General features: G+C 74.1%; 10 protein-coding genes and 1 pseudogene. 10 read left to right on the forward strand and 1 reads right to left on the reverse strand.

The window, feature by feature from the left end; all coding sequences use genetic code 11:
- The 9 genes and pseudogenes from PYV61_RS11010 to PYV61_RS11050 form a co-directional block, all read left to right on the forward strand.
- Window positions 1–730 (forward strand): hypothetical protein (locus PYV61_RS11010; protein ID WP_275831342.1); only part of this gene is annotated, 730 nt, incomplete at its 5' end.
- 130 nt (window positions 731–860) lie between these two features.
- A complete protein-coding gene (locus tag PYV61_RS11015; RefSeq protein ID WP_275831345.1) occupies window positions 861–2,087 on the forward strand; it encodes an ATP-grasp domain-containing protein in 1,227 nt (408 codons plus the stop codon).
- A gap of 133 nt (window positions 2,088–2,220) precedes the next feature.
- The gene (locus tag PYV61_RS11020; protein WP_275831347.1) at window positions 2,221–3,450 is read left to right on the forward strand and encodes an ATP-grasp domain-containing protein; all 1,230 of its coding nucleotides are present in this window, start codon (window positions 2,221–2,223) and stop codon (window positions 3,448–3,450) included.
- A 65-nt stretch (window positions 3,451–3,515) separates the two neighbouring features.
- The gene (locus tag PYV61_RS11025) at window positions 3,516–4,277 is read left to right on the forward strand and encodes an alpha/beta hydrolase-fold protein (RefSeq protein WP_275831349.1); all 762 of its coding nucleotides are present in this window, start codon (window positions 3,516–3,518) and stop codon (window positions 4,275–4,277) included.
- Between the two features lie 136 nt (window positions 4,278–4,413).
- A complete protein-coding gene (locus tag PYV61_RS11030) occupies window positions 4,414–5,136 on the forward strand; it encodes an alpha/beta hydrolase-fold protein (protein WP_275831352.1) in 723 nt (240 codons plus the stop codon).
- Between the two features lies 1 nt (window position 5,137).
- Window positions 5,138–6,304 (forward strand): hypothetical protein, encoded by a 1,167-nt coding sequence (locus PYV61_RS11035; protein WP_275831354.1) that lies wholly within the window; start codon window positions 5,138–5,140, stop codon window positions 6,302–6,304.
- The gene (locus tag PYV61_RS11040; protein ID WP_275831356.1) at window positions 6,301–7,692 is read left to right on the forward strand and encodes a hypothetical protein; all 1,392 of its coding nucleotides are present in this window, start codon (window positions 6,301–6,303) and stop codon (window positions 7,690–7,692) included. The genes PYV61_RS11035 and PYV61_RS11040 overlap by 4 nt, the downstream gene beginning before the upstream one ends.
- Window positions 7,693–7,760: 68 nt before the next feature.
- Window positions 7,761–8,861, forward strand: a pseudogene (locus PYV61_RS11045) (carboxylate-amine ligase); the annotation flags it as partial.
- Window positions 8,862–9,270: 409 nt separating this feature from the next.
- Complete coding sequence (locus PYV61_RS11050; protein WP_275831361.1) at window positions 9,271–10,104, forward strand: gamma-glutamyl-gamma-aminobutyrate hydrolase family protein; 834 nt, start codon at window positions 9,271–9,273, stop codon at window positions 10,102–10,104.
- Window positions 10,105–10,208: 104 nt separating this feature from the next.
- Here PYV61_RS11050 and PYV61_RS11055 read toward each other — a convergent pair whose 3' ends face one another.
- Window positions 10,209–10,925: a hypothetical protein gene (locus tag PYV61_RS11055; RefSeq protein WP_275831363.1), complete on the reverse strand. Its 717-nt coding sequence runs from the start codon at window positions 10,923–10,925 to the stop codon at window positions 10,209–10,211.
- 237 nt (window positions 10,926–11,162) lie between these two features.
- Here PYV61_RS11055 and PYV61_RS11060 point away from each other — a divergent pair.
- A partial coding sequence (locus tag PYV61_RS11060) for a methyl-accepting chemotaxis protein (RefSeq protein ID WP_275831366.1) occupies window positions 11,163–13,213 on the forward strand: 2,051 nt, incomplete at its 3' end.

Genomic DNA, 13,213 nt, shown 5'->3' on the forward strand with positions numbered 1-13,213 from the left:
GCCGGCGCCGGTGCGCGTCGCCGCCGGGTGGGCGGCGGTGCGCGCGGTCGGCGTGGCCGGCGAGGCCGCGGTCCCCGACGCCTGGCGCGTGCTGATCGAGGAGGAGCACCCCGACGGCGAGACGCGCCTCGTCGCCGCCGACCGCCGGCTGGGGGCGCCGGCGCGCTTCGCGGTGCGCGTGGACGTGCCCGGCCCCGCCGGGTCGCCGGCGGCGGCGCGCGGCGACGAGCCCGCGGCCGGCGCGCCCTTCCGCATGGCCGACGTCGACCCGCGCGCGATCACGATCCTCGTGCGCCCCGAGGGGGGGCACGCGCTGGAGGTGCGCGGGATCCCGCACGGGCTCGCGGTCGCGGTGAAGCTGGCCGACGTCCCCGAGCGGGCGCGGCGCGCGGTCGAGCTGGCGCTCCGCCGCGCGGTGGTGCACCGGCTGCTCGACGCCGACGAGCGGGCGCTGCTGGCGGCGGGGGAGGCGTCGCTCGCCGAGCTGGTCGAGTCGGCGCTGGTGCGCGCGGTGCAGCGGCTGGCGCTCGACCGGTCGCCGGCGGCGCAGGCGCGGGTGCACGGGCTGGCTGACCTCGTCGAGTCGCTGGGGCGCGGCGTGCCGGCCGACGCGCAGACGATGCTGGCCCGCGTGCGCGGCGTGGTCGGGCTCGAGGGACGCGAGCAGCTGGGGGCGCTGGCGTGGCGCCTCGGCTTCTCGACGCCGGCGTGGCTGGGCGAGGCGGACTGAGCCGCTGCGCGGCTGCGCCGGAACGACTCTCGCGCAGTGCCGCAGCCGCGCAGCCGCGCAGCGATCCCGGTCGGTCGCCGCCGCGCACCCGGCAGTGGTACATTGGCCGCGCCCCCCACCCCACGCGCTCGTGCCCACGGTCCTGTTCGCCGCACCCCTGCTGTCGGAGTCCGCGTCCCGCATGGTGCAGGCGATCGGGTCGCTCCCCGGCGTCCGCCTCGGCGTCGTCACGCAGGAGCCCGCCGAGCAGGCCGGCGAGGCGACGCGGCAGGCGATGCACGCGCACTGGCGGGTCGACGACGTGTGCAACCCGGAGCAGCTGCGCTGGGGCGTCGAGGGGCTGACGCGGCAGCTCGGGCGCCCCGACGCGCTGTTCGGCGCCTACGAGCAGCTGCAGGTGCCGCTGGCGGAGGAGCGCGAGCGCCTCGGGCTCCCGGGGATCTCGAGCGAGGCCGCGCGCAACTTCCGCGACAAGGCGCGCATGAAGCGCGTGCTGCGCGCCGCCGGGCTGCCGTGCGCGCGCCACGGGCTCGCCGGCTCGTTCGCCGAGGCGCACGCGTTCGCCGACGCGGTCGGCTACCCGCTGGTGGTCAAGCCGCCCGAGGGGGCCGGCTCGGTGGCGACCTTCCGCGCCAACGACGCGCGCGAGCTCGACGCCGCGCTGCACGCCGCGCCGCCGGCGCGCGACCGCCCGGTGCTGCTGGAGGAGTTCGTGGTCGGCGACGAGCACTCGCTGGAGACGATCTCGGTGGGCGGGCGCGCGCTCTGGCACTCGCTCACGCACTACGAGCCCAACCCGCTCGAGGTGCTGCGCCAGCCGTGGATCCAGTGGTGCGTCGTGCTGCCGCGCGAGGTCGACGACCCCGCCTACGACGACATCCGCGCCGTGGGCGCCGACGCGCTCCGGGCGCTCGGGATGACGACCGGGCTCTCGCACATGGAGTGGTTCCGGCGGCGCGACGGGACGGTGGCGATCGGCGAGGTGGGCGCACGCCCGCCGGGGGCGCAGATCACGACGCTCGTCTCGCGCGCCACCGACACCGACTTCGTGCGCACGTGGGCGGAGCTGATGGTGTTCGGCACGTTCACCCCCCCGGAGCGGAAGTACGCCGCCGGGATCGCCTACCTGCGCGGCCAGGGCGACCGCGCCGGGCGGGTCCGCGGCGTGCACGGGCTCGACCGCCTCTCCGACGCCACCAAGCGCCTCGCCACCGACTGGCAGCTCCCCACCGTCGGCGCCGCCCCGCGCCCGACGTACGAGGGGGACGGCTGGGTGCTGGTGCGGCACCCGGAGACGGCGGCGGTGCGGGCGGCGTTGAAGGAGATCGTCGAAACCGTTCGAGTCGAGCTCGCCTAGAACCCGAACCACGAGAGCGGGAGTCGTCACGGCGGGAGTCGCGAGAGCGGGAGTCGTGACCACGCAGTGCGCCGTCGCGACTCCCGCCGTGAAGACTCCCGCCGTCACGACTCCCGCCGTCCCCGAGCCCTAAATGACTACCGTCCTGTTCCTGGCCCCAGGCTACCCCGACGAAATGCCCCTCTTCGTGCGCGGCCTGTCGCGCGCCGGGGCGCAGGTGTACGGGCTGAGCGACGTCGCCGCGCACGAGCTCCCCGAGATGACGCGGCGGCACCTGCACGGCTACCTGCAGGCGTCGCTGCGCGACGAGGCGGGGACGGTCGAGGCGGTGCGGCGGTGGGTGGGGGCGCCGGGCGGGCCGTCGGCGTTCGACCGCGTGATCTGCCTGTGGGAGCCGGGGGTCATCCTCGCCGCGCGCATCCGCGAGGCGCTCGGCGTCCCCGGCATGGGCGTCGAGCAGTCGCAGCTCTTCCGCGACAAGGACCTGATGAAGCAGGCCGTCGCCGCCGCCGGGCTGCGCGTGCCGCACCACCGGCGCGCCTCCACCGCGCAGCAGGTGCGCGAGGCCGTCGAGGCGGTCGGCTACCCGGCCATCGTCAAGCCGATCGACGGCGCCGGCTCGATGGACACCTTCCGCGTCGACGACGCGCGCGAGCTGGAGCAGGCGCTGTCGCGCATGGGGCACGTCCCCGAGGTCAACGTCGAGGAGTTCATCGAGGCCGAGGAGTTCACGTACGACACGATCTGCGTCGACGGCGCGATCCAGTACGAGCACGTCGGCTACTACCGCCCCCGCCCGCTCATCGCGCGCACCAACGAGTGGATCTCGCCGCAGACGCTGTCGCTGCGCGACATCGACACGCCGTGGGTGCGGGACGGGGTGCGGCTCGGGCACGACGTGCTGAAGGCGCTGAACTTCGGCACCGGCTTCACGCACATGGAGTGGTACCGCAAGAGCGACGGCGAGGTGGTGTTCGGCGAGATCGGGGCGCGGCCGCCGGGGGCGCGCACGGTCGACCTGATGAACTTCAACGGCGACCTCGACCTGTTCACCGGCTACGGCGAGGCCGAGGTGGCGGGGACGTTCTCGCAGCCGGTCGAGCGGAAGTACTACGTGGCGAACGTGTTCAAGCGCGCGCAGGGGCAGGGGCGGATCCGCCACGTCGCCGGGCTGGAGGAGCTCAGGCGCCGGTTCGGCGACGCGATCGTCAACGTCGACCTGCTCCCGGTGGGGGCGCCGCGGCGCGACTGGGTGCTGACGCTCATCAGCGACGGCTACGTCACGGTGCGGCACCCCGACAAGGACACGCTGTGGGCGATGGCCGACGCGATCGGGACGGACCTGCAGCTGTACGCCGGGTGACGCCAGGCGGCACGCCGGGGGCGCCGGGGGGGCGGGCGCGGCGGGCGCCGCTCCGGCGCCGCGCCGTGCTCCGCCCGGGGAGCCTGGCGGTGCTGCGCGACGTGCGCAGCCCGCAGCTCCACAACCGGCGCGACGTGTACGTGTACCTGCCGCCGTCGTACGGCGCGGCCGGCGACCGGCGGTACCCGGTGCTGTACATGCACGACGGGCAGAACCTGTTCGACCCCGAGCTGTCGTTCTCGGGGGCGTGGCGCGTCGACCTGGCGATGCAGACCGCGGCCCGCCTCGGCTACGAGGCGATCGTGGTGGGGGTGGCGAACACCGGCGGGTCGCGGCTCGACGAGTACGCTCCGTTCTTCGACGAGGGCGTCGGCGGCGGCGGCAGCGCCGACCTGTACGTGGACTTCCTGCTGCACACCCTCAAGCCGATGATCGACGCGCAGTTCCGCACCCGCCCCGAGCCGGCGGCGACCGGGGTCCTCGGGTCGTCGATGGGCGGGCTGGTGTCGCTCTACGCCTTCTTCCGCGAGCCGCACGCGTTCGGGGCGTGCGGGGTGATGAGCCCCGCGCTCTGGTTCGGGAAGCGCGCGATCCTCCCGTGGGTCGAGGCCGCCGAGCCGCCGCCGGGGCGCGTCTGGCTCGACGTCGGCACCGGCGAGGGGGCGCGCACCGTCCAGAACGTGCGGCTCCTGCGCGAGCTGCTGCTGCGCAAGGGCTACGTGGAGGGCGACACGCTGCGCGTGATGGTCGCCGCCGGCGCGGCCCACAACGAGGCGGCGTGGGGGCGGCGGATCAAGAAGGCCATCCCATTCCTGCTCGGCGCATGAGCGGCGAGCGTCGAGCGGCGAGCGTCGAGGGGGACTCCTCGTAGCGCGGGGGGCGCCACGCCGCGGCGCCTCGCTCGACGCTCGACGCTCGACGCTCCTCGTTCGACGCTCCTCCTCCGATCCTGTCCACGACCCCATGCACTTCGAACGCCACCGCTGGCACAGCCCCGCGCTCGGCCGCGAGATGGAGACGGTGATCTTCGGCCACGCCGGCGCGAAGCTCATCGTCTTCCCGACCTCCTACGGCACCTGCTGGGAGTGGCCCGACCGGAAGATGCACCACGTCCTCGGCGACCACCTGGAGAACGGGTGGCTGCAGATGATCTGCGTGGACCAGGTGCACACCGACGGCGGGTGGTACTCGAAGCACGTGCACCCCGGCGCGCGCGCCTGGCGCCAGCTGCAGTACGACGCCTACCTGCGCGACGAGGTGGTGCCGCTGACCTACCACCGCAACCCGAACGACTTCTTCATCACGGCGGGGGCGAGCTTCGGCGCCTACGACGCGATGACGTTCGCGCTCCGCAACCCGGGGATCGTGAAGCGCGTGATCGGGATGAGCGGGATGTACGACATCCGGGGGCAGACGAACGGGTACAGCGACCACACCGTGTACCAGGTCAACCCGTTCGAGTTCGTCCCGAACGAGCACGACCCGCACCGGCTGGCGCAGCTGCGGCGGCAGGACATCATCCTCGCCGTCGGCGAGACCGACTACCACATCGAGCAGAACCACCAGTTCTCGGGGCTGCTCTGGCAGAAGGGGATCGGCAACGCGCTGCGCGTGTGGCAGGGGTTCGCCCACGACTGGCCGTGGTGGGAGCGGATGCTGCGACTCTACATCAAGGGGCACGACTGACATGGCCGACAAGAAGAAGCCCGCGAAGAAGGCGTCCGCGAAGAAGGCCGCCACCCCGGCCGCCGAGCCGACGGTGGCGCTCCCCAACGCCGACGTCGCGCACGACGCCGCCGACGCGACGCCGCTGCGCGGCGACCCGCTCGGCGCCGCCGCCGGCGTGGCGCCCGAGGCGTCCGAGGCGCCCGCGGCCCCGGCGGTCCACCGCAACGTGCGCGCGGCCCGCGTCGGGCTGTTCGTCGGCCGCGAGTGGTCGTTCCCGCCGGCGTTCGTGCAGGCCGTCGAGCGGCGCGACGCCAACGTGCAGGCGGAGCTGGCCAAGATCGGCGCCCCGCGCTTCGACGAGCCGAGCCCGTACGACCTGTGCATCGACCGCATCTCGCACGAGGTGCCGGTCTACCGCAGCTACCTGAAGCACGCCGCGCTCACCGGGACGACGGTCGTCAACAACCCGTTCATGTGGACGGCCGACGACAAGTTCTTCGGCGCGTCGCTCGCCGACCGGCTGGGCGTCGCCAGCCCGCGCACCGTGGTGCTCCCCAACCGCGAGTACGTCGAGGGGATCGTGCCGAGCGAGAGCCTGCGCAACCTCGAGTACCCGCTCGACTGGCAGGGGGTCGCCGACTACGTCGGGATGCCGTGCGTCCTCAAGGACGCGCACGGCGGCGGGTGGAAGGAGGTCTACGTCTGCCACTCGCTGCAGGAGCTGATCCACCACTACAACCACTCGGGGCTCCTCACGATGATCGTGCAGGAGTTCATCGAGTTCGACCACTTCGTGCGCTGTCTGGTGATCGGGCGCCGCGAGGTGCTGCCGATGAAGTACGACCCGAAGCACCGCAAGTACGTCGTCGACCACGCGCACCTCACCCCCGAGCTGGGCGCCCGCATCGTCGGCGACGCGCGCAAGCTGTGCGGGGCGCTCGGCTACGACATGAACTCGATGGAGTTCGCGATCCGCGACGGCGTGCCGTACGCGATCGACTTCATGAACCCGGCGCCCGACATGGACGTCAACTCGCTCACGCCGCTGTACTTCGAGTGGGCGGTCGAGACGATGGCCGACATGGCGGTGCGGCTGGCGACGGCGGGGCGCGACGGCGGCCGGGCGGGGCTCGACCCGGCGTGGGGCGCGCTCTTCGGCGGCGCGGCCGGCGGGGCGCGGCCGTGAGCCGTCGCGAGGACGCCACCCCGCAGGCCCCGATCGACGCCTGGCACGCGCTGCTCGACGGCTCGGCGGGGGAGCGGCTGGCGGCCGACACGCACGCCGCGCTCGAGGACCAGCTGACGCGGCGCGGGCTGGTGTTCGGCGACCGCGCGCTGTGCACCGTGCTGCGCCCGCGCTTCCTGTCGGCGGCGCAGCTGCGCGGGCTGGCGCGGCGCACCGAGGGGGTCATGCGGGCGTTCCGCGCGGCGCACGAGGCGGCGCTCGCCGACCCGGCGGTGCGGGCGCAGTTCCGCCTGAACGACTGGGAGGCGTCGCTGCTGGCGCACGACGCCGGGTTCGCGGAGCCGAGCCCCACGTCGCGCGTCGACGCGTTCGTGGTCGACCCGCACGGCGACGGCGGGACGATGGCGCTCACCGAGTACAACGCCGAGACGCCGGCGGGCGCGGGGTTCAACGACGCGCTCACCGAGGCGTTCCTCGAGCTGCCGGCGATGCGCGCGTTCGCGCGCGGGTGGCGCGTGCTCCCGATGCCGACCCGGCACGGCGTGACCGCGGCGCTGCTCGACGCGTGGCGGCAGTTCTCGGGGAACGGCGCCGCGCCGCGGATCGCCATCCTCGACTGGGACGACGTGCCGACGCGGCGCGAGTTCACCCTGTTCCAGGAGCACTTCGCGACGCTGGGGCTGGACTGCGTGATCGGCGACCCGGCGCGCTGCGAGTACGCGGGCGGGCGGCTGACGCTCGACGGCGGGCCGATCGACCTGGTCTACAAGCGCGTGCTGCTGCACGAGCTGGTGGAGCGCCTGGGGGTCGACACGCCGGTGCTGCGGGCGTGGAAGGAGCGGGCGGTGTGCCTGGTGAACCCGCCGGCCAGCAAGGTGCTGCACAAGAAGGCGAGCCTCGCCGTGCTGACCGACGAGCGCAACGCGCACCTGTTCGACGCCGACACGCGGGCGGTGGTGCAGGCGTGCGTGCCGTGGACGCGCGTGGTCGAGGAGCGGCAGACGGTGACGGCCGGGGGGCGGGTGGACCTCGTGCCGTACGTGCTGCAGCACCGCGACCGGTTCGTGCTCAAGCCCAACGACGACTACGGCGGCGCCGGGATCGTGCTCGGGTGGACGGTCGAGCAGGGGGCGTGGGAGGCCGCCGTGGCGCGTGCCCTGGAGGCGCCGTACGTTGTGCAGGAGCGGGTGGCGATCCCGACCGAGCCGTACCCCGGGTGGCACGACGGCGGGGTCCAGCTCCTCGACCGGATGATCGACACCGCGCCGTTCGTGACGCACGGCGCCGCGGTGGACGGGATGCTGACGCGGCTGTCGACCGCCGCGCTGCTGAACGTGACCGCCGGCGGCGGGTCGCAGGTCCCGTCGTTCGTCGTCGAGCCGCGCTGAGCGCGCCCGGCCCGCCGCCCCGGCACGGCGCCTGCCCCCGGGAACAGCAGTTTCGAGGAGCCCCCCGCATGCAGCAGCCGACGTTCACGCTCGGAGTCGAAGAGGAGTACCAGATCGTGGACCCGCAGACGCGCGCGCTGCGGAGCCACATCGGGCGCATGCTGGAGGACGAGGCCTTCGCGGCGCTCGAGCTCAAGCCCGAGCTGCACCAGTCGATGGTGGAGGTCGGGACCCCCGTCTGCCGCACCCCGGCCGACGTCCGGACGGAGCTCGTGCGCCTGCGGAAGGCCATGATCGACCTGCTGGCCAAGGACGGCCTCACCATCGCCTCGGCGGGGAGCCACCCGTTCTCCCACTGGTGGGACCAGGAGATCACGCCGCTGGAGCGCTACGTCGGCGTCAAGCAGGACATGGGCGACCTCGCCCACCGGCTGCTGATCTTCGGGATGCACATCCACGTGGGGGTGGAGGACCGCGAGCTGGCCATCGACCTGGTCAACGCCTCGCGCTACTTCCTCCCCCACCTGCTCTGCCTCTCGACCAGCTCCCCGTTCTGGATCGGGCGCAACACGGGGCTCAAGTCGTACCGCTCCTCGGTGTTCCGCGGCTTCCCGCGCACCGGGATCCCCACGAAGATGGAGAGCTGGGGGGAGTTCGAGCAGTACATCGAGACGCTGGTCGAGACGGGGAGCATCCCGAACGGCTCCAAGATCTGGTGGGACGTCCGGCCGCACTACAAGTACCCCACCATCGAGTTCCGCATCTGCGACGCCTGCACGCGCGTCGACGAGGCGGTGTGCCTGGCGGCGATCGTCCAGGCGCTGGCGTACAAGCTCTGGAAGCTGCGCCGCGACAACCTGTCCTGGCGCGACTACTCCTCGCGGCTGATCGAGGAGAACAAGTGGCGCGCGATGCGCTTCGGGCTCTCCGGGCGGCTGATCGACTTCGGCCGCCGCACCGAGCAGCCGGCGCCGGCGCTCATCCGCGAGCTGGTGGAGTGGTTCCTCGGCGACGTGGTCGACGAGCTGGGGACGCGGAAGGAGGTCGAGTACGTCTACCGGATCCTCGAGGAGGGGTCGAGCGCCGACCGGCAGCTGCGGACCTACGAGCGGACGGGGAGCCTGGAGGCGGTGGTCGACCAGCTCATCGCCGAGACCGCCGAGGGGGTGACCGGGGTGACGGAGCAGCCCGCCGATCGTCCCGCCCAGACGGAGCAGGCGGGCGCGGCGGTGGGCACCGGGATCGACGGGGCGCGCGTCGCCCACGGCCGCCCGGTCCCGCTGGCGGTCGAGGCGGCGACGCTGGCCGCGGCGGCGGCCGCCGCGCCCACCGCCGACGGGAACGGCCGGTCGCACCCGCCGGGTCCGCCGGTGGCGCCGGCCCCGCGGCCGGACCCGCGGCCGGACCCGGACCTCCGCCCGCCGAGCTGAGGGGCGACCCGGGTCACCCGACCGGGGTAGATTCCCGGGTCGGCGGCCTCGACGCTCGCCGCCGGCGCAATCCCTGCCTCTGCACGTCGGACTCCCCGTCGGGCCCGACGCCCGCCGTCCCCCAGTCGTTCTCGCCGTGTCGCTCCTGATGACGTCCGCCCCCACCCGCCCCGCCGCCTACGACACCGCGGCGGGAGAGGGCCGGGCCCCCCTCCTGCGCCGCCCCGTCATCGGGGTGACGACGCAGACGCTGCACGCGATCGAGGGGATCCCGGCCGGGCTGCCCGACAGCTGGGTGATGAACCAGCGCTACTTCCGCGCGGTCACGGCCGTCGGCGGCGCGCCGGTGATGCTCCCCCTGTTCGACGACGACCTGGCGACGGTGCGCGCGGTCTACGAGCGGCTCGACGGGCTCCTGATCCCCGGGGGCGTCGACATGCAGCCGGCGACCTACGGCGAGGCCACCCGCCCCGAGGTCGGCCGCCTCGACCCGGCGCGCGACACGGTCGAGATCCAGCTGGTCCGCTGGGCGATCGCCGACGGGATGCCGGTGCTCGGCCTCTGCCGCGGCGCCCAGGTCATCAACGTCGCCAGCGGCGGCTCGCTCTGGCAGGACATCCCGGCCCAGCTCGGGACGACGCTGATCCACGACTGCTACCCGACGCGCGGCTTCGCCCGCGACCACCTCGCCCACCCGGTCGCCCTCGCCGCCGGCTCGCGCCTCGAGGCGCTGCTCGACGCGCCCTCGGTGCAGGTCAACTCGATGCACCACCAGTCCGTGAAGACGCTCGGCGACGGCCTCCTCATCAGCGCCGTCGCCCCCGACGGGGTCGTCGAGGCCGTCGAGGGGACGGGCGACGCGTTCGTGGTCGGCGTCCAGTGGCACCCGGAGGTGTTCGACGCGGAAGACCCGACGACGCGGCCGATCTTCGAGGCGTTCGTCGCCGCTTCCATCGAGTACGGAGAGCGACGCGCCGCATAAGGCGGGAGTGGCTACTGCGGGAGTCACGAAAGCGGGAGTCGTAAGAGCGCACTGCGCCGTTACGACTCCCGCTTTCGTGACTCCCGTAGTGACGACTCCCGCCGTTACCGGTGCTCGGTAACCCCGACCCGCGCGCACATGTCGTTGACCGGACACGTACTGCACTTCGGTCTGACCCCCGTGCACACGTGCTTCCCGAACGGCACCAGGAGCCGGTTGATGTCGATGTGGTGGCGCGGCGGGAGCCGCTGCTCCAGCGCGGCGAGGGTGCGCTCGGGGGTGGGGGCCTGCACGTAGCCCCACCGGTTGGTGACGCGGTGGACGTGGATGTCCACGGAGATCACCGGGACGCCGGCGCCGACGCCGAGGGCGAGGTGGGCGCACTTGGGGCCCACGCCGGCGAAGCTGGTGAGGACCGCGGCGTCGGGCGGGAGGGTGCCGCCGAACTCGGTCGCGGTGCGCGCGGCGAGGGCGAGGATCTGCTTGGTCTTCGCCTCGTGGAAGGTCGACGCGCGGATCAGCGCGTCCAGCTCGGCCGGGGGCAGCGCGGCCACCGCGGCGGGCGTGCTCGCGCGGGCGAAGAGGGCTCGGGCGACCGGGAGGCTGACCTCGTCGAGCGTCCGGATCGACAGGATGCACGCCACCAGCTGCTGGAAGAGCGTGCCGTACGCCGGGTGCCCGTCGCCGCCGTCGCGCAGCGCGAACATCGCCGCCGGCGGGTAGGGGGCGACCGCCTCCGCGATGCGCGCCAGCGCCACGTCCACGTCGAACGGGCGGGTCGGGCGCGGGGGGAGCGGTTTCGCGGCGGCGGCGCGGGGCATGGGGGCGCGCCGGTGCACGAGCGGTGCCCGGCGCGTCGGAAAATGATGCGCACGTCATGCTGCAGTTCGCCCGCGAACCGGCCGACACTGAGGCGTGGACGCGTGTGTCCGCGCGCGACGGCGGTGTGAATTCCCCGTCAAGAACCGGCGTGCGTCCGTCGATACTGGGGCTCGGGCCGCAGCACGCCCGTCCCCGTGGTCCCCGTGGTCCCCGCCTTCGCCCCCGCCCGTCCGCCCATGCGCTGGTTCCGCAACCTCCCGCTGGCGAGGAAGCTCGCCGCCTCCTTCACCGTGCTCGTGGCGCTCACCGGCGCGCTCGGCGCGCTCGCGCTGCGCGGCACGTCGCAGGTGAACGACGTCGCCGTCGACCTCGGCAAGCACTGGCTGCCGAGCGTGCGCTACTCGCTGCAGGTGAGCCGCGCCGCGGCGGCCTTCCGCGGGGCGGAGGCGCTGACCGTCGCGTCGAACTCCGCGGTCGACATCGACGGCTACACGGCCGAGATGGACGTGCACCAGGAGACGATCGACGCGGAGCTCAAGAAGCTCGGGCCGACGCTGACGACGAAGGACGACTCGGCGGCGTTCGCGGAGTTCAAGACCGGGTGGGCGTCGTACCGCGAGACGAGCGGCAAGGTGGTCGCCGCCGCCAAGGCGAACGACGACTCGACCGCGCTGGAGCTGCTGGCCGGCGACTCGCAGATGCAGTTCGACGGCGCGACCGCCGCGCTCGGGCGCATCGTCGACGCGTCGGAGGAGGGGGCGAAGGCGCAGGTCGCCGTCGGCGCGCACACCTTCCAGGTGACGCAGCGCTCGGTGCTCGGCGCGGTCGCGTTCTGCGTGCTGTTCGGGATCGGCGTGGCGATCGGCATGGCGCGCGACATCTCGCGGCCGATGCGTGAGATCGCGGCCAAGATGCGCCGCCTGGCGCTCGGCGACACCGACGTCGAGGTGCAGATCGACACGAAGGACGAGGTCGGGGTGCTGGCCGCGTCGTTCCGCGAGATCGTGGGGGCGCAGGTGGCGCTGGCCGACGCGGCGCGCCGCGTGGCCGCCGGCGACGTGAGCGTGCCGATCACGCCGCGCAGCGAGGCCGACCGCCTGACGCAGTCGTTCGCGCAGGTGCAGGCGACGCTGCAGGCGCTGATCGCCGAGGGCGGCGTGGTGGTGGCCGCCGCCAAGCGCGGCGACCTCTCGGCGCGCGGCGAGGCGGAGAAGTTCGAGGGCGCGTACCGCGAGCTGGTCGACGGGATGAACGGCACGCTGGCGGCCGTCGCGGCGCCGACGGCCGAGGTGAACGCGGTGCTGGAGCGCGTGGCCGACCGCGACATGCGCGCCCGGATGGAGGGGAGCTACGCCGGCGAGTTCGAGGCGCTGAAGGCGCGCCTGAACGCCACGGTCGAGACGCTCGACCAGGCGCTGGCGCAGGTCGCGCGGTCGGCCGAGCAGGTGGCCGGCGCGAGCGGCGAGATCGCCGCCGGGAGCGCGTCGCTGGCGCACGGGTCGTCGCAGCAGGCCGGGTCGCTGCAGGAGGTCTCGGCGAGCCTGCACGAGCTGGCGTCGACGGCCAAGCAGAACGCGGCGAACGCGCAGCAGGCGCGCGGCATGGCGGAGAACGCGCGCAGCGGCGCCGCCGCCGGCGTGTCGAGCATGGCGAAGCTCAGCGACGCGGTGTCGCGCATCAAGCAGTCGAGCGACGCGACGGCCAAGATCGTGAAGACGATCGACGAGATCGCGTTCCAGACGAACCTGCTGGCGCTGAACGCGGCGGTCGAGGCGGCGCGCGCCGGCGACGCCGGGCGCGGCTTCGCGGTGGTCGCCGAGGAGGTGCGCGCCCTCGCGCTGCGCAGCGCCGAGGCGGCGCGCAGCACCGGCGCGATGATCGAGGAGAGCGTGCGCAACGCCGACGCGGGCGTGTCGCTGAACGCCGAGGTGCTCGCGCACCTGCAGCGCATCAACGCCGACGTCGACCGCGTGACCGAGGTGATGGCCGAGATCGCGGCCGCCAGCGAGCAGCAGGACCAGGGCGTCGGGCAGATCAACGGCGGGCTGGAGTCGATGAACGCGGTGACGCAGCAGGTGGCGGCGAGCGCCGAGCAGTCGGCGAGCGCGGCGACGGAGCTGTCGAGCCAGTCGGAGGCGATGCGCGAGCTGGTCGGCACCTTCCGGCTGACCGAGGCGCTGGCCGAGCGGGCCGAGCGCGTCCCGGCGCGCGAGGAGCGTCCGGCGGAGCGGCCGCAGGCGGCCCAGCCGGCCGCGGCGCCGCGCCCGACCCCGGCGGCCCGTCCGGC

The sequence above is a fragment of the Roseisolibacter sp. H3M3-2 genome (assembly GCF_029211165.1).
Classification (GTDB): Bacteria; Gemmatimonadota; Gemmatimonadetes; order Gemmatimonadales; family Gemmatimonadaceae; genus Roseisolibacter.

Excerpts from the sequence above, each read along its gene's own strand:
- PYV61_RS11020 (WP_275831347.1), top strand. The coding sequence starts at position 2,221 with ATGACTACCGTCCTGTTCCTGGCCCCAGGCTACCCCGACGAAATGCCC.
- PYV61_RS11030 (WP_275831352.1), top strand. The coding sequence starts at position 4,414 with ATGCACTTCGAACGCCACCGCTGGCACAGCCCCGCGCTCGGCCGCGAG.
- PYV61_RS11035 (WP_275831354.1), top strand. The coding sequence starts at position 5,138 with ATGGCCGACAAGAAGAAGCCCGCGAAGAAGGCGTCCGCGAAGAAGGCC.
- PYV61_RS11050 (WP_275831361.1), top strand. The coding sequence starts at position 9,271 with ATGACGTCCGCCCCCACCCGCCCCGCCGCCTACGACACCGCGGCGGGA.
- PYV61_RS11055 (WP_275831363.1), bottom strand. The coding sequence starts at position 10,925 with ATGCCCCGCGCCGCCGCCGCGAAACCGCTCCCCCCGCGCCCGACCCGC.